Source organism: Methylobacterium sp. CM6247 (assembly GCF_054817925.1).
This window is the reverse complement of record NZ_JBTXKX010000002.1, coordinates 1-18,828: the sequence shown is the minus strand read 5'-3', so window position 1 is coordinate 18,828 and position 18,828 is coordinate 1. Positions and strand designations below refer to the sequence as shown.

Sequence of the window (18,828 nt, the reverse complement as noted above, 5' to 3'; positions counted from 1 at the left end):
ATGCACTGGTCTGCCAGCTACATAGGCCTGCCCTGGCAGGTCGGCGGTCTCACGCGCGACGGTATCGCGTGCTGGGGCCTCGCGCGCCTCGTCTACGCCGAGCAGCTCGGCATCGAGGTGCCGGATTATGCCGCCGCGGTTCCGTCTCTTCAGGAGCGCGCTGAGGTCGCCGCGATCTTCGCAGAGGCGACCTCGTCCGCTGGCCCGTGGGTTAAGATAGGTGCTGCGGACGTTGCGGAGTTCGACATCCTGGTCTTCCGCCGTGTTGGGCTCGCGCATCATGTCGGCATCGCTGTCGGCGCCGGTCGGATGCTCCACATCGACACGGATCAAGACAGTTGCCTCGTTGACTACACGACGGGCCGGTGGGCTTTGCGGCTCTGCGGGGTCTACGGGCACAAGGCGCACATTCTCGATACGATCATGAAAGCCGCCTGATGAACGCACCTGTCAGCGTTCTCGCGCTTCCGCACCTGCTCGACCCGTCTAGGGGGCGGATTGAGTTCGCGATGGGCGCGGGTCAGACCCTGGCCGACTTAGTGGAGCGCGCGCTCCCCGAGGCGCAGGCGTTCGGCATCACCAGCCTTCGTGTAACGGTCAATGGCGATCCAGTCGACGCTGCCCTTTGGCGCTCGGTGAAGCCGAAGCCAGGGATGCACGTCCTGATCCGCGTCATCCCTCAGGGCGACATATTCAAGAACGTACTGACGATCGCTCTCACGGTGGCGGCCATTGCGGCGGGTCAATTCTACGCTACAACGCTGCTCGGTGCGCTCAACATTGGCGTCACGGCGACCACGACCGCTTTAGCCTCAGCCTCCATCTCGGCCACCGTCCTCGTCGCCGGCACGCTCCTCATTAACGCCCTGATCCCGTCGCGCACCGACAAAAAGGACGCGCCGACCTACGCCATCCAAGGCATCCGCAACCAAGCGACCCCTGACGGCGTGATCCCCTTCATCCTCGGCAAGGTGCGCTATGCCCCGGTTTATGCTGGCCTGCCCTACACCGAGACGGTGGGCGACGAGCGCTACATCCGAGCGCTCTTCACGTTCGGCTATGGCCCGCTGCGCCTGACGAACTTCCGGATCGGCGACACTCCGATCGAGAAGTACAAGGACGTCCAGTACGAGGTCCGAGAGGGCTACGCCTCTGATGCGCCTGTCACGCTTTATCCGGATCAGGTCATTGAGCGCGCTCTTTCGATTGAGCTGAAGTTCGCGGGGATCGGCGCTGGTCCGCAGTCTCGGTTCACGGCGGCTGACGCGGCGAACGCCTCTATCGACCTCACCTTTCCGGGCGGCTTGGGCGGCGTCGACAAGGACGGCAGAAAGGTCGCCGTCACTCTTGAGTTCGCCGCCCGCTATCGCAAGGCAGGCACCGAGGCTTGGACAAATGCTGCTCCCATCTCCGTGACGGCAAAGCTCTCAGGCAAGCCCTTTACGCGGACCTTCCCGTTCAGCTTCCCTGAGCGCGGTCGCTATGAGATTGAGCTGACCCGCAACAGCGGCGATTTCGACAACCCCGATCAGGATTTCTCGAAGAAGGAGATCCAGCGCACTGGACGCTCTGTGTGGTCGGCGCTGCGCTCGTTTCGCCCCGAGTACCCCATCAACTTCGGCAAGCCCCTGGCGGTCGTGGCGGTTCGCATCCGCGCCACCGGACAGCTGAATGGCACGCTCGACGAGTTCAACGCGGATGCGCAGACGCTCTGCCCGGATTGGGATGCGGCGACCAACGCCTACATCACGCGAGAGACCCGCAACCCAGCCTCGCTGTTTCGCTATGTCCTGAACGGGCCTGGGATCACCTACCCGCTCGCCCAGAACGAGATCGATGCCCTGAAGGAGTGGCACGCATTCTGTGTCGCCAACAGCCTCTTCTACAACCGCGTTCACGACTACGAGGCGTCCGTCCTCGACGTGCTCTCTGACATCGCCGGCGCCGGCCGGGCGAGCCCGCATGACAGCGGAACGAGTTGGGGCGTCGTCGTCGATCGCGCGTTGACGACTATTACGGCGCACATCACGCCGCGCAATTCCTGGGGCTTCCAGGGGGAGACCTCCTACTCACAGTTCCCCGACGCCTTCCGCGTCACCTTCCTCGACGAGACGAACTCTTACGCCCAGGCCGAGCGCATCGTGCCGTGGCCCGGCTTCTCTGGCGATCCGAAGGTGTTCGAGAAGCTGGACCTCCCCGGCATCACGAACCCCGATCAGGTCTGGAAGGAGACCCGCAAGCGCCAGTACGAACTGATCCACCGGCCGCACAGCTACACAGTCAACCAGGACTTCGAGAGCCTCGTCGTCACTCGTGGCGATCGGGTAGAGCTCGGACATGACGTTCTCGACCGCAACCAGGTTGCTGCGCGCGTCCGCACCGTCGTCGGCAACAAGGTGATGCTCGACGAGCCTGTGACGATGGAAGCCGGAAAGAGCTACGCCTGCCGGTTCCGGCGCGCTGACGGCGCCTCGCTCATCCAGCCGGTCCAGACGATCGCCGGCACGACCAACACCATCACCTTGACGGGTACGGGCGACACACCGGCCCGCGATGACCTCGCCATGTTCGGTGAGGCGACGCGCGAAACCCTGGCTTGCACCGTCAAAGGGGTCGAGGCGATGGAGAACTTCACCGCCCGCCTTTCCCTTGTAGACCACGCGCCTCAGATCGAGACGCTGGTGGCGAACGATGTGCCTCCGGCCTGGAGCGGTCGCGCGGGCGGGCCGGCCCAGAGCATTCCGGACGTTCCGCTGGCTCCGATGGTGACAGGCATCGCATCGGGCAAGCTCGCTCTCGACTCCGTCACGACGGCCAATCCCTATCCGGTCATCGTGTCGTTGCAGGCGATCCCGCTCAGCTATGTCCCGCTCGCCTCCTTCGACGTTCAGACCCGCAAGGCTGGCGTCACGGCATGGACCACGACGAGCCGGCCTTCCGGCGCCGGGGCGGTCGTCATCGCCGGCTACACCAAGGGCGATGCACTCGAAATCCAAGCGAGGGCCGTGTCGGCCCGCGGTACGCCCGGCGAATGGACCGCCAGCGTCTTTCACACCGTCGCCGCTTCTGATGCCACCACCCCCATCAATCTCGTCGCTGCGATTGAGCGCTCCGCGATCAACGGCTCGACCACCGCGGCCTTCCTCCGGCTCACCTGCGATACGCCCGCGCGGGATGACCTGTCCCTCATCGGCCGCTACCGCGCGACAGGCGCAACGGCGTGGACCGCGATCCCGCTCAACTCGTCCAGCCGGACTTCTATCCTGGCCGGGCCCCTGACGGACGGAGAGACCTACACCGTAGAGGGCGCGCTTTCCACGGATGCGGGATCGGACATCAGTTCGTACATCCCGGCCGCCGGCTCGCCCATCAAGGCGGTGGCCGACGCCAATCCGCCGGCGGCGCCCACCTACACCTCGGCTGCCTCGTCCGGTGCCGGCACTTACTCAGTCGATCACGCCTTCAAAAACTCGGTCTCTGTCAACGCTCAGGCAGTCCAGGTCTATCAGGCCATCGGGTTCGGCAAGGTCGCGGCCGATGCCGTCGCCGTCGGATCGCCCGTCGCGGGTGGCCCGAGCCAGGCCCTTACGACCACCACCCCGATCGACCTCGGGCTCTACAATTACTGGCTCCGGGCGCTCAACGGGTCGGGGGTCACGTCGGCGGTGGCGTCGGGGGCGAAGACCGCCCTCAACCTGATGCAGGCGAATAATCTCAGCCAGAAGCCCTACGACCTGACGGATGCGGCGATCTGGGTTCGGACCAACCTGTCCACGCCGACCATTAGTGGCACCGGGCCGGATGGTGGCGCGGCGACCCTGCTGACCGAGAGCACCGCCAACAGTTCGCACCGCTTCGCCAACACGGTCACCGGTCTCACGTCCGGCAACCGGGTCCGCACGGCCCTTGCCGTCAAGGCATCCGGCCGGACTAAGGGCCGTCTTGACCTCTACGATACATCCCTCGGTTCTTCGGTGCGCTTCACCTTCGATCTTACGGCCGGGACCATCACGGCGATCTCGACGTCGGGCGCTCTGGTCACGGCTGGCGCCGGGGTGATCTCGAAGCTCACCGCCGATGGTTGGTGGCTACTCACCCTTACCGGCACGATCGCGGCCACGGGCGCAGAGATGCGTTTGCTCTTCGCCGACGATGCAAGCGCGACCTCCTACGTCGGTGACACCACCAAGGGCTTCCTCGTCTCGGCCGCCACCATCGCTGTCATCGCCTAGCGGCACGCTTACTCGACCACCCTCGTCCATCCCATCCCACGATCAGCCTGACGCTATGCCGCTTCCGCGGCCGATGGCGCGCGGGGAGACCCTTGTATGTCGAACGGCCTTCGCACCACCGGTCTAGACTTTGGCGATCTCGTCGAGGTCTTCGGCCATTTCCAGAAGGACGGCATCGGCCCGCTGACGACCGGGCGATGCACGTTTGGCCAGTTTCAGTCCCTCCTCCTCGGGAGCACGACGCTCGTCGGCATGCGCTTCTTGGCACTCGAAGGGCGGGTCACCAACGCCGAAGGGACTATCGCCACCCATACTGGCCAGATCGCCGTTCTTCAGGCGTCGCAGGCCTCCGGCACCCCGGACTATGCGACCCGCGCCGATCTCTTCGCGGACCTCTCCCGGCCGGATAAGTCCACGGCCACCGTCAGTTCTGACCCGACCGCCGCCTACAACGGCACCTATCGCAAGACCGGTGCGCCCGGCACAGGATCATGGTCTCAGACGGTCGGCGAAACGCTTGCCAGCCTCACGGGCAAGGTCCGGACCCTTACCAGCCTCGGTACGCCCGTCACCTTTGGCGGCCAATTGATCTTCGACCAGAAGAACGCGAAGGGCGGCGGAATCGCCGTCTACTTCCCGCGCACCGTGACGGTGATGCGCGGCACGACGGTCATCCTGAATACGACGACGCTTGGGACCGAAAGCACCGAGATCAGGCGCCACATCAAGGTCGCCATTCCGTCCGGCGATCTAACGACGGCTCGGCTTTGGTACCTCGATATCGCCGACACGACCATCAAGGTCGTCTCGGGCACGACCGGCATCGATCTTGGCAGCCTCGGCAACGTCATTCCTCTTTTCGCCGCGCAGGGCGAAGGCTGGTGGTCGCCGCACGAGTCACACCGCGTTGGTGAGAAGCTAGAATACATCGACATCCCTGGTGGACCGAAGTTCGGATACATGGACGCGCAGGGCTACGCGCGCGTTGGCAGGGACGGGACCTACGTCGAAGACTTCGGCGGGCCGGAAGAGGTCGCGCTTATCGACCCCCAAGGCTACGCCCGCCCGCCGCGCGCCGCATCGGCCTCATCTACGGGCGACTCTGCTGCCGCCGCCTACGCCCTGCGCGACAGCCAGAATGCGGCCTACAGCAAGGCCTACATGGAGCGCGCCAACATTCGGGCGGCTCGGCTCTTCTGGAAGTACAACGTGGTGTTGGGTGACGGGCAGTCCTTCATCATCGCGCAGGAGGGCATGCCGCCCAAGACGAAGACGCCGCTGTATGGCAACGTCATGTTGGGCAACAGCCCGCGCCCCTCTTCCCAGATCGAGACTGACACGGGCACGAACGCGGGCATTTACACGCAGTTCGGCACGGCGACATTCCAACCGCTACTTGCCAACGCCGTCTATCAGGGTGCGATCCTGACTGACGCGCAGGTTGCCGCGATCCAGCCCGGCGACAACCAGGCCGGTGCCTTCGGCGAAGACATGGGGGTGGGGTTCTGCAACTACCTCAAGCACCTGTGGAACCGTGCCAAAGGTGTAGAGAACGACCCCGATCACCTCTTCGCCTATGCCTCGTGTGGCATCGGAGCGCGGCGACTGGACCAGTTGGTTAAGGGCGCCGCGAGCACGCCCGGCAATTATCGGCGCCTCGTCAATGCCGCCACGAAGATGAAAGCCGCCGCAGATGCGCAGGGGGCGACCTCCGGGCTCTTCGCCGTGCCATTTGATCAGGGGCAGCAGGATTACACATTCGACACATCGAAAGAGACTTGGAAGGCTCTCTTCGTTCAGTTCATGGCCGATGTAATCGCAGATATCGCGGTCGGCATTTTCGGGCAGACTTCGCCGCCGCTCTTCATCCTCTACCAGACGGGCGGCACCTACACGCGGGACATCAACGGGTCCGTAGCAATCGGGCAGGCACAGCTTGAGTTGGCGCAGGAATATCCGGATCAGGTCGTCATCGTCGATCCGGCAGGCTACGTCCCAAACAACGCGAGCGGCCATCTGACGGCGAACGGATATCGCTGGCGCGGCATGCAGGGTGCCAAAGCCGCCTTCCGTCACCTGATGAACGGCCGGCATACGGCCCCTTTCATCCGCGGCGCCACTGTTTCCGGTGCCACCATCGTCCTCGATTATTGCAGCATGTTCGGCCTGCAGTGGAAGGTTCCATACGTTGGCAGCACAGCTGTGGATAGCAGCTCTAAAGGCTTCTTCGTCAAAGACAGCTTAGGCATCGTCAATGTTGTTCCACAAATCGTCGGGTCGCGCACGGTTGTTCTGACATGCGCTCGGGCTTTGTCAGGTTCGGTGACTGTCAACTGCGGGGACTCAACGACAGGCGGCAACACCTACCTTGCCGACATGGACCTGACGCCCGCGCTCTATAACTACGAATACGCAGCGGGCAGCGGCGACTTCGTTGAAGCCAACATTCCAGCACTCGTAGGCAAGCCCTACGACCTGTCGACTTTCGCCCTTGCGCAAACTCTAACCATCGCGGTGTGATCCCATGACCCTTGTAAACGAGGTTCCGCAGAGCTTCCGGTTCGACACCATGGCCGTGCTGCCCAAATACCCGGTTCGCGGGCTGCGCGGGCTGTGGCGAGCGGAGCCGGATCTGGACTCGACCCGCCGCAATCTCGGCGCCAAGTTCGGGTTGCCGCAGCTCGCGGCGGTCTCCGGTGCGCCCGTTCCGTCGCAGGCCGGGCTCGCCTGCAAGAGTGGCTCGAACTTCCTCGACACCGGGCTACCCGAAGTCCCCACCATGACGGTGTGCATGGTGGTCAAAAGCCTGGACACGTTTGCCGCCAACGCTAATCGGCCGATGCTCTATTCGAATAACCAGGGCGACGGGATGTCGATCTACGTCGGTCAGGCGGGCGACTCTGGCGACGGCTACGCCCGTCTCAACACTAACAGCTACGGCACTCCGCCGGGCGGCTCATCGACCCCGACGTTTACGGTGCTCACCAACGTTCCGATGACGGCGCCGGTGTTCCTGGTCACGATCCACACGCCGACACAGGTCAAGCTCTACGCGCCGGCCCTTGGGCTGACGGCGGCTGTAGCAACCCGCGCCGCCGGCAGTACCCGCGACATGGCCCCGCGCAACATGCGGATCGGCAGCTCATATTCGGTCTATGGTGGGACCAGCAACATCCTGTTCGTTGCCGACTTCAACGTCGAGCTGACGCCGGCCGAGTACAATTTGGTTCGCGCGACGGAACTCAACTGGCACAGTGAGATCGGCTCGGGGATCACGTTCTGAGGGGATGGCACCATGAAGACCGAACTTCTCTCCGGGGTTTCTCATCGCATGGTGGTGGGGGACATCGGGTCAAAAATCGCCTACGGGTCATCGATATCTCTCGGCGTCGAGGGCTGGACGCCGAAGCGCCATCCGCGCAGGCTGCGCCTCCTCTCCGACTGCATCGTCACGGACATCGCGCCCGTTGAGACAGTGACCCTTCACATGACCGCTTGGGATCTGGATCATTAGGCATGACCCTCGAACCCTACGCCTGGGTGCTCGCGGTATTCGAGCCCCGCGTCACCCACGATCTCAGCGACGCGACCAAGACCCTCATCGGACAGACGGGCGTGTTTGAGGTCTACTGGCGGATCGAAGAGGGTTACGACTACGCCGGCGAGTGGGCCATGGCTCTGCCCGCGGAATGGCGAGATCGATCCAGCGAGGTCTGGGTACCGTCTGGCGACCTTCGGATACTGAAACACCTCGACCGCGATGCTCGTGATCCGGACCCCGAACTGAGCCGCATCCGAGAACTCGCCTAACCGACACGCACCTCAGTTGGACCCCAAGGCCGGCGGCAGGGTGAAGGTCAGTGCGGGCCGAACGCCCGGCGCGAACGCCCGACCCGCCGTCGCCCCGCTTGCTTGTTGTGAGGCGAGCACCCGAGGCGACGCGGCGGGATAGCAATCTGATTGTGAGGCGGTCAACCGCCCTCCCGAGCCGGCCGGTCGCCGCGCAACCCCTACATCGTGAGAACTGAACCATGGCAGCCAGCCTGGACCGCGCGGCGTTCTTCGCCAGCGCGCGCAAATCCGTGTTCGGAGGCTCCCTGAGCCAGGGGCAGGTTTCCGGCATGGAGGCCATCCTTGACGCCTGCCCGCCCGATCTGGGAAGCGACTCGCTGGCGTACTGCTTGGCGACCGCCTTCCATGAGACCGCGCGCACCATGCTCCCGATCAAGGAGTATGGGGGTACGGCCTACTACACGAAGATGTACGACCCTGCCGGAAGCCGACCAGCGGTCGCCAAGGCGCTCGGCAATACGATCCCTGGCGACGGCGCCAAGTTCGCGGGCCGCGGCTACGTTCAGCTCACAGGCCGGGCTAACTATCGGCGCGCGACAGGCGAACTCCAGAACCGTGGGTACCTCACCCGCTCGCAGGATCTGACACAGACCCCCGACAGCGCCATGGTGCCCGACATCGCCGCGGCGATCATGTTCATAGGCATGCAGGAAGGCTGGTTCACCGGCCGCAAGCTGTCCGACTATTTCGGCCCGACGAAGAGCATTCCGGTCGGCGCACGGGCCATCATCAACGGCACGGACAAGGCCTCGACCATCGCCGGCTACTTCCGGGGCTTCCAGACGGCCCTGTTGGCCGCTGGGCACCTTCCTGGCGGCGTAGTGGCGACTGTGCCCGTCCCGCCCGTCACCGTGGCCCCAATCCCTCCGACCTCCCCCGGCCCCCTCGTCCAGCCCGCGCCTCGGAACAGTGGCGTGCTGACGCCTGCGAAGCCGCTGCCGGAGCCGACCTACGTGGCGCAGCCCAATCTACTGGCCCGCATCTTGGCCCGTTTCCGCGCAAAATATCCCTTCGAAGGTTGACCCCATGGCTGGCGGTATCATCGGCTCCATCATCGGCGCAGCGTTGCCTGGCGTCCTCCCCAGCATCACGGAAACGGCGAAGATCCTCGTCGAACGGCTGGTGCCCGACCCGGTGGCGCGCGCTCAGGCGCAGCGCGAGGTCGAGGAGGTCATCTCGGCGCGCGAGGCTGCCATCGCCTCCGTCATTTCCGAGCAGAACAAGGCGCAGAACGATCTCAACCTCGCCGAGGCGCAAGGGAACGATCGGTTCAGCTCACGGTGGCGGCCCAGCGTGGGTTGGATCTGCGTCGCTGCGCTGGGGTATCAGTATCTCTTCGCGCCGATCTTCACGTGGCTGGGTGCCATGATCGGCGTCGCGCTCGGCATCGCCTTCCCGGCACCGCCAACGCTCATCATGACCGACATCCTGCCGATCCTCGCCGCTTTGCTCGGCCTCGGCGCACAGCGCACCTACGAGCGCGTCAGCGGCGTCTCCACGGCTGTTCCGGCGAAGCGCTAAGGCATGGCCCTCTCCGGCACGATCTACCGCGTCGCCGTTGAGGTGCCGACCGGCATCCCTACGGGGGCGGGGAGCGATGGCGCAGCTCTGCCTGGCGTGAGCGAAGCCCTCACGCGCATTGCCACGCAGTACGGCTTGCTCGGTTCGCTCTTGGCCTTGGCCTTGGTGGCGATCTGGTACCTCGACAAGAAGGCAAGCAATGCGGGCAAGGCCCATGACGAGGAGCGTGAGGACTGGCAGCGTCAGTTGAAGGCGTCCTACGACGCGCGTCTCGCAGATCAGCGGGAACTCGTCACCGCCCTTCAGAACGCCACGGGCGTCATCAGCGTGAACTCTCAGCGCATGGCCGAGACGGCCGCTTCCTCGCAGGAGGTCGCGAAGAAGCTCGGCGAAGTCGCACTCATCACTCACGGTAACGCCGCTGCCATCACCCCCCTGACCGAAGCAGTGACTTGGCTGACGCGTAGCGTGAAGTCGGGTGGTGGGGGCGGCGCATGACGAAATGGCGCTCCATGATCAACGCCCTTCGATCTTTCTGCGGTTGCCCCGCCCAAACGGAGCGACGCCACTTCGTGCTGCGCGAGCTGCCCGGCGAGGAGAAGCGCAAGGTCGCAGAGGTCGCAAAGAGCTTCGAGCAGGCGCGGATGGCAAACGCGCGCGTCTCAATGGGAGCCATCGTGACAGCCTCACAAGCCATGGCGAACGAGAGCCGGGCGCAGGCCTTCCTGCGCGGGATGCTGGACGAAGTGGACAAGGGTAGGGATCACGATGGCCGGCATTAGGACATTTCTTGGTAACCGGCTGACGTGGTTCACCGTCGCCTACATCGCGCTCTTTTCGACATTCGCACACTACGCGTCGGTTTCATCGGTCGCAGAGACCGCCAGAGCAGGCGCCGCAACCATGGGCCTCATCGGCATGGTGGCCTACGGGGAGACCGCGATCCGGGCCTACAAGGCGCATCGCTGGCCGAACCCGGAACTCATCGGCGCGCTCGGGATGTTCGTCCTCTGCGTCGGCGTCGGGGTCGGCGGCCTTTTCCAGATCCTATGGCGGCTGTCGGAGTTCCAAAACCATGTCGTGAACAACGACATCTACAGCTTCACGGTCTCACTGATCGCGCTGGGGATCTTCATGCTAGTAGCGGCACCCAACATCATCGGGACCGGCGTACCGCGGTGGACCCGCTTCCGCATCAGTCTGGCATGGGCAATCGCTGTCGGTGTCGTCGCGGGCCTCGTCGCCCTGTCACCTGATCTGAAGTGGGTAGCGGAATGGCTACGTCCCGCGCTCTGCGAAAGAGCGGCTTGCGCGCGACCCCCTCCCTAACCCACACCCGACGCGCTACCGCGCCTGTCGGTCTTCCTGAGAGCACGATAGGGCCTCGTTCAGCTTCGGCTGGGCGAGGCTTTCTTCGTTTGGAGAAGATATTCGATTGCGCCATCTGCCATTCAGGATTTCGGTGATATGTGTCCTCCGAATCGCACAGGAGCATCAGAATGGCAGATGGTACTGAAGATCGGCCCCAAGCGACCTCGATCGCCGCCACACAGACGATTTCAGTTTCCCAGTTCGCGCTTGGCCTGAACCCCTCAGAATTTCTTTTGTCGGTGGGACATTCTAGGGTTGTAGTTAATGTCACCGGCGGCATGAATGTGCCAGAAGTGTATACTGAGTGGCTTGCCACGCTTTCTATGAGCCCGACTGCGACTAAGGGCATGGTTGCCGCCCTGCAAGGCGCAATAACTGAGTATGAAAGACAGTTTGGTACCATTCCAATGGACCCTAAGTTTACTGTAAGTACACAGTAGGCTTGGAAGTGCAGATTTCCCGACAGACGCAATTTATAGCTATAACGCCGTATCCCGGCGCCACGCAGGTTGTTTGCTATGCTGATACCTGGGTTAAGAAGCTCGTTCAGCGCGTGCCAATAGAAACTCCCACGATCGTGCAAGCGACTCTATCGACACCAACTGCGGTTGTGGCGGGGACAACCAACCAGGATTACATTGCGTTTGTGAGCGCTTCACACTCTTCCGGTTCAGGAAGCCCGTTCGTTGTGTTCGTAGACCCTCAAGCCAACCCACTGGCCGCGGTTGCCAGCGTTGGACATCGGAAAGATTTTAAGGATTTACAGCAGCACGAACTTTTATGGTCGCCGGATTTGCAGCTGGTGGGGGTGAAAAAGTGAGAGCGGAATACGACGACTCTGTCGACGTCCTGCATATCTTGCTTGGACCAACCATACCCGTAGAAGGCGATGGCCTGCCCCGTGGGGTGGAGCTCGATTGGGCGCTTGACGGAGGCTATCCCTGCGGCGTGACCGTGATTGGGTTCAAACGTAATGGCTGGGCATCTGCGACGGGCGAACTGGTACGGATAACCTCACAGCATCTTTCGATACCGATCGTGACTGTGGAAGAAACGATAAAGGCCGCGATGCGATAAGCCGCCTCGGCTATCCCCTCACCCGCCCGGCTCACGCCGCGGCGGGTTTTTCGTTTTCAATCGAACCAGCGTCGGGGCGTAAATCCGTAGACCGCTAGTAGCGCCAGCGTCGCGATTAGCCAGGGTAGGTCGCTGAGCAGCGCGAACACCAGTAGGCTGACGTAGGTGACAGCCGTTGAGACCATGATCGCTGCCACGCGCGGGTTCATTATGTTGTGCTCTCGTCAGGGATTGCTCCGGGATACATACTCCGATTGCAGCCGCAAGAATTCGTCCGGGACCGTACAGTTCTGGAAATCTAGCGTAATAATGCCAATGCAATCTTGCGTACCCATCGCTCGAAACGTAGAACGGCGAAAAGAAACGTCGGGCGCTAATTATAATGCCAGTTTTTGTAATCCGTTCGGTAGATAGACTGATAAACTGGTTTGTGGACTTATTTTATTCCTTCTATCCAGGCTATCGACTTCGAAAAATTGAAACTGAGATAGCAAGTTTGGACCGTGCGATTGATAAAGAATTGATGATGAGTTCCCCTAAAGAGTCCACCATTACGGAACTTGAGACAAAAATCAGCGAACGTAAGGCAGACAGGGCAAGAATCCTGAAGCAGTGATTGAATAATTGCCTAGTTGCACACTCAAGCCCGGCCGCCGTCAGGGCGGGGAAGGGACCTGACCTCAAACCAACGAAGCAAATAGCCACACACGACCCCGCCTGCAGCGAACCCTCCAGCGGGGTCCATATCCGCCATCCGAAGACCTTGCCGGGCAATCAGCGATACGACTACGCACAGCGCCATATTCAGGATCATGAAGCCGGCCCAACGGAAGATCGCTTCCATGCGCTCGTTCTCCTCTCCGCAGTGCGGATCAGTCTGGGGTGGTGGTCAATCCCCAAGGGTCGATAGAACCACTCGGATCAGAGCGAGAGCAGGGGTGTTCCCGTATTCCGTGTAATCCGTAGGCTCGTCGCGCTCAGGGAAAAGCTCAGCGTGGTAGCCGCCGGTGTCCTTCAAGCTGCCGATTGACCAATCCCAGCCCGGTCGAACCTTTTCGGCTAGCCACGCGGACTGCTCAACGCTTCGGGTATAGCAAAGCCTCGGGGCCTCACCGCGCGCGACCCGCCGTGTCGGCAGGCCGAGGAATGCCCCGAGGTCGTGATCCAATGCACGATCCGGTCCCTTAGCTTTGTCTACCCGCGCGATGAGGTCTTGAAGGGTCATGATGCCTCTACCCCGCAGAGGGGGTAACAATGCCGGCTTCGCATCTTGCGAGTGCCGCATCCCGTTCGATGCGGAGCTTGTAGCAAGCCGCGAAGTAGGACCACGCAGGGACGGGAGACCACACGCCACCCTTCTCATCGGTCCACGTCTCCGTGGCCTTAGCTAGTTCAGCGCGCAGTTTGCTGTTCTCATTCGCGAGCCTTATAATTTCTTTCGCAGCATCACGACATAACTTGTCGGGAAACCAGTCGCACCTCTCTTCAAGCGGTCTTTTCCCCTGTGGATCATCAATAAGTCGGTACTGCAGGCTTGCTACCAGCCAGTTCTGAGCATGGCTCAACGCTTGCTTATTTGAAGAGTCGCTCTCCGCTTTGTTTGTCTCGCTCACCCTTCCCCTCCTTGATCCACCACGTCGAAACTCAGCGCCTCCAGCTTGGAGAGGGGGCGGTTACTTCTCGGCGTTGATGTGCCCCAAGACGTGCCCGGTCGCCTCAGCCGCACGTAGGGCATCGGCAATGTCCGTGAGGTGCCCTTTCGGTAGAGCGAACTCGCCGCCGGCCAGCAAGGCGGATTGCATCCACTTCACGCGGATATTCTTGGCGATTTGCATGGCCCAATCGTCGCCATGCTCGTCGACATGTCTATCGGTCAGCGGAAGAGGGGCGGGGGCCGTGATGCTCTCTCGCGCCCACCGCAATAGCTCGGCATTGCAGATCGCACCTTGCTCACGCTGGTGCTTCTCCCATTCTTCCAGCCCTTCACGGAGCGTCACGCCATTTGCGTTTCGAATTTCATTCATCGTTTCACACCTCGTTGGCGGTCTGGGACGGGACAGGACGGCTCGGGATCAGGCTGCGGAGGTATGTGGCGGCATTAGCGCACGAGTCGGCCGTGGCAGGCTTGTTCAGCTTTCTGAGAACGGCTGCCGCAAGCTCAAGCGAATGGGCGTGGTGGGCTATCTTACTTGTCTCACTCATCACCTGATCTCCTCTTCTCCCGCCGGATGCCCGAGGTGAGGGTTAGGGGGTGGGGGTCTTGCAAGCGGGCGTCAGGATGAGATTTTCGCCTTCCCAAAGGGCGTGCGGCTGATGCTGCTTCGGTGCGGCGTCCACGATCCTGCGTGCGTCCGGCTTGTGGATCTTGAGACGATGCGGCGTGGCGCTCTCGGTGTAGCCAGAGGCGAGGAGGACGAACACGTCGCCCTTCGCGCGCGCCAGTGCCTGCTTAATTGTCTCCGTCATGCGAACTGCCTCCGAAGCTCGGCGATCTTGGCTTCGGCCTCCTCAATGGTCTTGAACGTGAGGCGGCTGTCGCCATCGTCATCTCGTGCCCATCCCGCCCAGCCGTCGCCGTCCACATACCCGTCGATGCCGAAGACCATCGGGTACGATGCGACGTCGGCAACGCTCGTATCGAGCAAGGTGCTGACCCGGAAGTCGGTGATCTTCAGGCCCATTGCAATCTCCAAAAGGCATATGCGATTGCCTAGATAAGCCATCGCTTGCTTACTGATGTTCCGCAAGTTACACATGTTGCCCAACGGCGGCAAGTGGGAGTAGGGCGCGGTGATCGAAATCGTGAGGGCGGGGCGCGGTGTGACGCGGAGGGTCGAACCCGAAGGCCAGCTTGCGAAGGTGCGAAAGCAACTCGTCGTCACTGAGCGCTGGGACGCACGGGTCGAAGAATGGCGATCGACACAGCGCCCGCTGCCGACATGGTCAGAAGCCGTTCGTGTTCTCGTCGAGGAGGCTTTGGACGCCAGGGAGAAGCGCAATGGCAAGCGCTGAGCCTGCATTCCTCTACGTGATAGGAAGCCGCGAGGACGGCCCACATAAGGTCGGACTGTCCGTAGATCCGGGCCGACGGCTCAAGGGGCTGCAGACCGGCAACCCGCGACGCCTAGTCGTCAAGCGCGCGGCACCGTCGCCAACCAATGACGCCAGCGCAGTAGAGCGTTATGCGCATTACCTGCTCCGAGAGAGCGCCATTCTGGGCGAATGGTTCAATGTGACGGAGGAAGCCGCCTGGGTAGCCCTCGTCGCCGCTACGGAAGCCGTCGCCAACGGGCTTTCGGCCCCAGGAAGACCGGGCTTTGGTGGCGCGGGCAGGCCGATGCTATGGCCGGACAAGATCGTCGCGCCGCTGCCGAAGGGCTCGCTGGCAAGGATGGAGGCTGTCCTTCAACCTGCCGAGGACAAGACCGACTTTCTGCGCACCGCCGTCGAAGCCGAACTCAAGCGCCGCGAGCGCAAGCCGAAGACCGGTCCGGGGGAGTGAGGGAGATGGAAGCGCATCAAATCTGGGACGCCTCAATCTATCGCGGACGGCCTCTTTCCGAAGAGCGCACTCGGGCTTTTACGCTTCAACTTCGCAGCTTGCTGGATTGCGAGGACGACTTTGTCGAAGCGGGCATCCAGCCCTCGCTCGCATCTTTTGAGGGGCTGGCCGACCTGATGCGCGTCAATCCTGGCATGAGGCATCCGAACATCTCTATCGACATGCAAGGCCGCTTCGTCGCGTCATGGGTGCCGTATCCACGGGCGAAGCTAGCGTTGACGTTCGCTGGCCCATCTGATGGAACTTGGGTCGGACTGGATCTCCGTGGGCAGACCAGGGACCGGGAATTCGGACTGTTCCGAGTGGATGATACCAGCGGCATCCCGAACCGATTTGCCTGTTGGATGATTGCCACCGAACCCCGTTAGGGTTCCGTTAACCCTTCCCCCGGCATCTTTCGGACTACCCCCGGAGATCGCCATGACGCTCACCATCCTCGATCCGATCTCGGGCAAGCTGGTGACGATCGAGGTTCCGGTCAGGAAGTAGGGCCAAACTCCGCCGTCAGCGCCCGAGCGATGATCTTCGCCATCTCCACCGCCTCGGCCTTCGTGACGCGCTTGGTGCTGGATCGGCGGATCGGTTCGTCCTCGTGGTAGATGTACGCGCAATGCGTCCCCACGGCGTCCAGCACGGCGATGGCCTCGCCTACCTCGGTGATGCGAAGGGGAAAGCGGATCGTGGGTTGGGTCACTTCCCCTCCCTCTCCATCTTCTCGGCCAAGGCCTTCAGCGCCTCAGCATAGACCCCAACCTGATCCTTGGGGATGAACGCGCCCGTCTGGGTCATCGTGGCGAGGCGGGCGGCTGTGGCGCGGAGGTCGGTGGGGGTGTCCATAGAGCTAGGGTAGGCGCGGGGATGCGGCGGGCAAGGGTTCACCCATGGTCAGGTGCTTCCAGGTCTGATTTCCTCGGGAAGACACCATCCACGATGTTCGGTCGTTCCATCCTCTTCGGCCGATAGTCGCCGCGCTTGCGCCGATTGCCGCCCATAGTGACGAACGATCCGCGCGTCACGGAGCCTGCAACCATGGCGGCCTCATCCAGCGCGTTGTCATCATCTCCGTAGCCGCAACAGACGACCTCATGGTCTTCTGCGCCGGTCAGCACTACCAGCGCCGCGTCGGGCTCGGTCTCAAGCTCGTCCCGCTCAATGAAATCCGCCAGCTCGCGAAGGTAGGAGACGAGGCGTGCCCGCTTGGTATGAGAGCGGGCAGCTTCGACTGGAAACCTCACAATTGTCATCGGTCACTCTCCGTCTTTCGCGAGCCCGAGGCCTGCGCCGGGGAGGGGGAGGGTCGGACGGAAGGAGACGATAGGGAACGCCTCTTCGCCGATGTCCGCGAGGTGCTGACGCATCCCGGACACAAAGCCCATCAGCTCTTTCTCGGCCACTTCGCGCGGCGTGCCCTTGATGGTGACGGTGACGTCCATGACCATCATCTCCAAGGGTCCATACGACTCGTAGGGTTCGCCGACCGCGACAGACACGATTTCGTCCGCGAGGAAGCTTGTCCGAACGTACTGGTCGATTTCTGACTGTAGGCTCATCGTCCCGCTCCCAAGAGGTCGTTCGTGCATCCCGCGAGGGGGAGGGGGCGGGGCTCTTGCCTGCGGCCATCAGACAATCCGCGATCATATCCGACCTGTTGCGAGGCAACGGCTGTCACGATCAGCATCGCCCCAAAGACCACGCCGTGAAGTAGGTTTACCCTCATTGTCCGGGTCTCCGGTTAGTGCGAAATTGGGCCACACTACTCATGACCGGAGCCCTCCGATTTGGCTGCGCGAGCGCGCCGAGCGAGTTCCATTTCTCGCGAAAACGATGACGTGCCTTTTTCGATATCCTCAGGCAGCAAGACGTCTCGGCAATGGGGGCAGACAACCCCCATCTTGGCGTTCCAGGTGCGTTCCATTTCTTTTGCCGCCCGTCGATTGACGGTAGCGGTCATTGCCTCATCCGCCTTGGCGTTCTTCCGGCGGACCTCGGCAATCATCGCTTGGAAGCTGCGAGCAATGACCATGAAGGCGTCGAAGTTCTCGACCGTCCGCTCGCAGTCCTGGCACCAGACGCGGCTTTCACCCTCATTGTAGACCAGTGACTTGTGCGCGCACTTCGCCTTAGGGTTCTGATTGCGGCCCCACTCGACGCGAACCGACGCAAGGTCGATCACGTCGCAGACGAAGCGGTCTGTTTCGGCCGGCGGGATAATTGGCTCGTCGCTCACGGCTCCGTCCCTCCCTCAATTGCGGAGGCGGGGAGGGCGAGGGACGGGGCAACCTCAGGACGATCAACCTCGTAGTAGCCCCAGCGCATCCGCGACCAAAGGTTTGCGAAGAACGCCTCGATCTCGGCGATGGTGTCGCCTTGGACGCCAGAAACGTCCACCGTCTCATCCATGTCGTCTCTGACGGAGAACTGGACGTTCGGTCCGACGCTGCGGTGTTCAAGGCCGTCCTGGCGCGCCTTCGTAAAATCGTAGAGGTCGACGTTGATGAAGTAGCGTGTGCCGCGATAGTCTCGGACGCGCTTTTGAACGCTGCCCTGGTACATTCGGTCGTCGATCGGCGTGTGCCGTTCGCCACTGTCCTTCAGGCCGTCGCGGTAGGGCTTGTAGCCGGCGACGAGGAAATCTTCCCGCCAGAGGGTCGTCCGTCCCATTTCAGCGTCCTCCCTGAGCGGCGGGGAGGGGGGACAAGATCCACACGTCGCGCTTGTCTAAGAGAGCGCGAGCCTTCACCTTGCCTTCGTCGGTAAGCACCTCGGCAAGGGTTCGTGTGCACCAATCCGTGCCAAGGCGCTGAATACGGCGGACCAGCCGTCTCGTGATCCGCACCGGCGGCCCATCGTAAACGATGGCTCCCGACCCGGGCATGGGCCAATCTGGCTGGCTCGGCGAGCCTTCGGTACCACCGTCGCCGTCGACATAGACGTACAGCAATCCGCCGTTCGCCATGTCCTCGATTGCACCGCGCTCTTTATCGTTGAGCTTGGGGAACTTAGGGGCGCCCATCGTTCACATCCCCCCAATGTTGGCGGGAAGGCTCAGGCCCAAGCCTGCGGCGAGGAGGAGAGAGAGGGGGGAGGGTGCGGCGAAAAAGACACGTCGAAAAAGTGTGCCGACCATTGTGCGGCCGACAAACACCTTCTGTTCCGCTCTGTCCGGTTTGTCCTGGCGTCTTGAAGGCCATTTCCCTAGGGGGAGATGGCTGG

29 protein-coding genes are annotated in these 18,828 nt (G+C 62.5%); 16 read left to right on the top strand and 13 right to left on the bottom strand.

The annotated features are described in order from the left end of the window. The 13 genes from ACYQOP_RS00385 (at position 1) to ACYQOP_RS00325 (ending at position 11,796) form a co-directional block, all read left to right on the top strand. Positions 1 to 438 (top strand): NlpC/P60 family protein, encoded by a 438-nt coding sequence (locus ACYQOP_RS00385; RefSeq protein ID WP_461220667.1) that lies wholly within the window; start codon positions 1 to 3, stop codon positions 436 to 438. After that, on the top strand, positions 438 to 4,232 hold the full coding sequence (locus tag ACYQOP_RS00380) for a host specificity factor TipJ family phage tail protein (protein WP_461220666.1): 3,795 nt from the start codon (positions 438 to 440) through the stop codon (positions 4,230 to 4,232). Before ACYQOP_RS00385 ends, ACYQOP_RS00380 begins: the two co-directional genes overlap by 1 nt. Positions 4,233 to 4,328: 96 nt before the next feature. Beyond that, positions 4,329 to 6,752: a hypothetical protein gene (locus ACYQOP_RS00375; RefSeq protein WP_461220665.1), complete on the top strand. Its 2,424-nt coding sequence runs from the start codon at positions 4,329 to 4,331 to the stop codon at positions 6,750 to 6,752. A 4-nt stretch (positions 6,753 to 6,756) separates the two neighbouring features. Next, positions 6,757 to 7,515, top strand: a complete 759-nt coding sequence (locus ACYQOP_RS00370; protein ID WP_461220663.1) for a hypothetical protein — start codon at positions 6,757 to 6,759, stop codon at positions 7,513 to 7,515. A gap of 12 nt (positions 7,516 to 7,527) precedes the next feature. Continuing rightward, on the top strand, positions 7,528 to 7,746 hold the full coding sequence (locus ACYQOP_RS00365) for a hypothetical protein (RefSeq protein WP_461220661.1): 219 nt from the start codon (positions 7,528 to 7,530) through the stop codon (positions 7,744 to 7,746). Positions 7,747 to 7,748: 2 nt separating this feature from the next. Then, positions 7,749 to 8,042 carry a hypothetical protein gene (locus ACYQOP_RS00360; protein WP_461220660.1) on the top strand — a complete coding sequence of 98 codons (294 nt, stop codon included), beginning with the start codon at positions 7,749 to 7,751 and terminating at the stop codon, positions 8,040 to 8,042. A gap of 221 nt (positions 8,043 to 8,263) precedes the next feature. Beyond that, positions 8,264 to 9,106: a hypothetical protein gene (locus ACYQOP_RS00355; RefSeq protein WP_461220659.1), complete on the top strand. Its 843-nt coding sequence runs from the start codon at positions 8,264 to 8,266 to the stop codon at positions 9,104 to 9,106. Positions 9,107 to 9,110: 4 nt separating this feature from the next. Further along, positions 9,111 to 9,605, top strand: coding sequence for a 3TM-type holin (locus ACYQOP_RS00350; protein WP_461220658.1), 495 nt, complete (start codon positions 9,111 to 9,113; stop codon positions 9,603 to 9,605). A 3-nt stretch (positions 9,606 to 9,608) separates the two neighbouring features. Further along, complete coding sequence (locus ACYQOP_RS00345; protein ID WP_461220657.1) at positions 9,609 to 10,103, top strand: hypothetical protein; 495 nt, start codon at positions 9,609 to 9,611, stop codon at positions 10,101 to 10,103. Between the two features lie 14 nt (positions 10,104 to 10,117). Then, entirely contained in the window at positions 10,118 to 10,387 is a 270-nt protein-coding gene (locus ACYQOP_RS00340) for a hypothetical protein (protein WP_461220655.1), read from the top strand. Then, positions 10,374 to 10,934 carry a hypothetical protein gene (locus ACYQOP_RS00335; RefSeq protein ID WP_461220654.1) on the top strand — a complete coding sequence of 187 codons (561 nt, stop codon included), beginning with the start codon at positions 10,374 to 10,376 and terminating at the stop codon, positions 10,932 to 10,934. The genes ACYQOP_RS00340 and ACYQOP_RS00335 overlap by 14 nt, the downstream gene beginning before the upstream one ends. Positions 10,935 to 11,104: 170 nt before the next feature. Continuing rightward, positions 11,105 to 11,416 carry a hypothetical protein gene (locus ACYQOP_RS00330; RefSeq protein WP_461220653.1) on the top strand — a complete coding sequence of 104 codons (312 nt, stop codon included), beginning with the start codon at positions 11,105 to 11,107 and terminating at the stop codon, positions 11,414 to 11,416. 2 nt (positions 11,417 to 11,418) lie between these two features. Then, positions 11,419 to 11,796 (top strand): hypothetical protein, encoded by a 378-nt coding sequence (locus tag ACYQOP_RS00325; protein ID WP_461220652.1) that lies wholly within the window; start codon positions 11,419 to 11,421, stop codon positions 11,794 to 11,796. 313 nt (positions 11,797 to 12,109) lie between these two features. Here ACYQOP_RS00325 and ACYQOP_RS00320 read toward each other — a convergent pair whose 3' ends face one another. The 6 genes from ACYQOP_RS00320 to ACYQOP_RS00295 form a co-directional block, all read right to left on the bottom strand. Beyond that, on the bottom strand, positions 12,110 to 12,238 hold the full coding sequence (locus ACYQOP_RS00320; RefSeq protein ID WP_461220651.1) for a hypothetical protein: 129 nt from the start codon (positions 12,236 to 12,238) through the stop codon (positions 12,110 to 12,112). 455 nt (positions 12,239 to 12,693) lie between these two features. Continuing rightward, a complete protein-coding gene (locus tag ACYQOP_RS00315) occupies positions 12,694 to 12,897 on the bottom strand; it encodes a hypothetical protein (protein WP_461220649.1) in 204 nt (67 codons plus the stop codon). A gap of 388 nt (positions 12,898 to 13,285) precedes the next feature. Further along, positions 13,286 to 13,666 carry a hypothetical protein gene (locus ACYQOP_RS00310; protein ID WP_461220648.1) on the bottom strand — a complete coding sequence of 127 codons (381 nt, stop codon included), beginning with the start codon at positions 13,664 to 13,666 and terminating at the stop codon, positions 13,286 to 13,288. A 60-nt stretch (positions 13,667 to 13,726) separates the two neighbouring features. Next, positions 13,727 to 14,077, bottom strand: coding sequence for a hypothetical protein (locus ACYQOP_RS00305; protein ID WP_461220647.1), 351 nt, complete (start codon positions 14,075 to 14,077; stop codon positions 13,727 to 13,729). 220 nt (positions 14,078 to 14,297) lie between these two features. Next, the gene (locus ACYQOP_RS00300; RefSeq protein WP_461220646.1) at positions 14,298 to 14,519 is read right to left on the bottom strand and encodes a hypothetical protein; all 222 of its coding nucleotides are present in this window, start codon (positions 14,517 to 14,519) and stop codon (positions 14,298 to 14,300) included. After that, positions 14,516 to 14,734: a hypothetical protein gene (locus ACYQOP_RS00295; protein WP_461220645.1), complete on the bottom strand. Its 219-nt coding sequence runs from the start codon at positions 14,732 to 14,734 to the stop codon at positions 14,516 to 14,518. Before ACYQOP_RS00295 ends, ACYQOP_RS00300 begins: the two co-directional genes overlap by 4 nt. A gap of 109 nt (positions 14,735 to 14,843) precedes the next feature. On the opposite strand from ACYQOP_RS00295, the gene ACYQOP_RS00290 reads away from it, so the two are divergent. The 3 genes from ACYQOP_RS00290 to ACYQOP_RS00280 are packed head-to-tail and all read left to right on the top strand — an operon-like array spanning position 14,844 to position 15,983. Beyond that, positions 14,844 to 15,065, top strand: a complete 222-nt coding sequence (locus ACYQOP_RS00290; protein ID WP_461220644.1) for a hypothetical protein — start codon at positions 14,844 to 14,846, stop codon at positions 15,063 to 15,065. Beyond that, positions 15,052 to 15,555 (top strand): GIY-YIG nuclease family protein, encoded by a 504-nt coding sequence (locus ACYQOP_RS00285; protein WP_461220643.1) that lies wholly within the window; start codon positions 15,052 to 15,054, stop codon positions 15,553 to 15,555. Before ACYQOP_RS00290 ends, ACYQOP_RS00285 begins: the two co-directional genes overlap by 14 nt. A 5-nt stretch (positions 15,556 to 15,560) precedes the next feature. Beyond that, positions 15,561 to 15,983 (top strand): hypothetical protein, encoded by a 423-nt coding sequence (locus ACYQOP_RS00280; RefSeq protein ID WP_461220642.1) that lies wholly within the window; start codon positions 15,561 to 15,563, stop codon positions 15,981 to 15,983. 110 nt (positions 15,984 to 16,093) lie between these two features. On the opposite strand, the gene ACYQOP_RS00275 is transcribed toward ACYQOP_RS00280, so the two are convergent. From ACYQOP_RS00275 to ACYQOP_RS00245, 7 genes are all read right to left on the bottom strand, one after another. Next, complete coding sequence (locus ACYQOP_RS00275) at positions 16,094 to 16,309, bottom strand: hypothetical protein (protein ID WP_461220640.1); 216 nt, start codon at positions 16,307 to 16,309, stop codon at positions 16,094 to 16,096. Further along, positions 16,306 to 16,452: a hypothetical protein gene (locus tag ACYQOP_RS00270; protein WP_461220639.1), complete on the bottom strand. Its 147-nt coding sequence runs from the start codon at positions 16,450 to 16,452 to the stop codon at positions 16,306 to 16,308. The genes ACYQOP_RS00275 and ACYQOP_RS00270 overlap by 4 nt, the downstream gene beginning before the upstream one ends. A gap of 38 nt (positions 16,453 to 16,490) precedes the next feature. Then, positions 16,491 to 16,859 (bottom strand): hypothetical protein, encoded by a 369-nt coding sequence (locus ACYQOP_RS00265; RefSeq protein WP_461220637.1) that lies wholly within the window; start codon positions 16,857 to 16,859, stop codon positions 16,491 to 16,493. A gap of 3 nt (positions 16,860 to 16,862) precedes the next feature. Continuing rightward, entirely contained in the window at positions 16,863 to 17,048 is a 186-nt protein-coding gene (locus tag ACYQOP_RS00260; RefSeq protein WP_461220636.1) for a hypothetical protein, read from the bottom strand. A 320-nt stretch (positions 17,049 to 17,368) separates the two neighbouring features. After that, positions 17,369 to 17,842: a hypothetical protein gene (locus ACYQOP_RS00255; protein WP_461220634.1), complete on the bottom strand. Its 474-nt coding sequence runs from the start codon at positions 17,840 to 17,842 to the stop codon at positions 17,369 to 17,371. Beyond that, positions 17,839 to 18,276, bottom strand: coding sequence for a hypothetical protein (locus tag ACYQOP_RS00250; RefSeq protein WP_461220633.1), 438 nt, complete (start codon positions 18,274 to 18,276; stop codon positions 17,839 to 17,841). Before ACYQOP_RS00250 ends, ACYQOP_RS00255 begins: the two co-directional genes overlap by 4 nt. A gap of 1 nt (position 18,277) precedes the next feature. Beyond that, on the bottom strand, positions 18,278 to 18,628 hold the full coding sequence (locus ACYQOP_RS00245; RefSeq protein ID WP_461220632.1) for a hypothetical protein: 351 nt from the start codon (positions 18,626 to 18,628) through the stop codon (positions 18,278 to 18,280). Between the last annotated feature and the right edge of the window lie 200 nt (positions 18,629 to 18,828).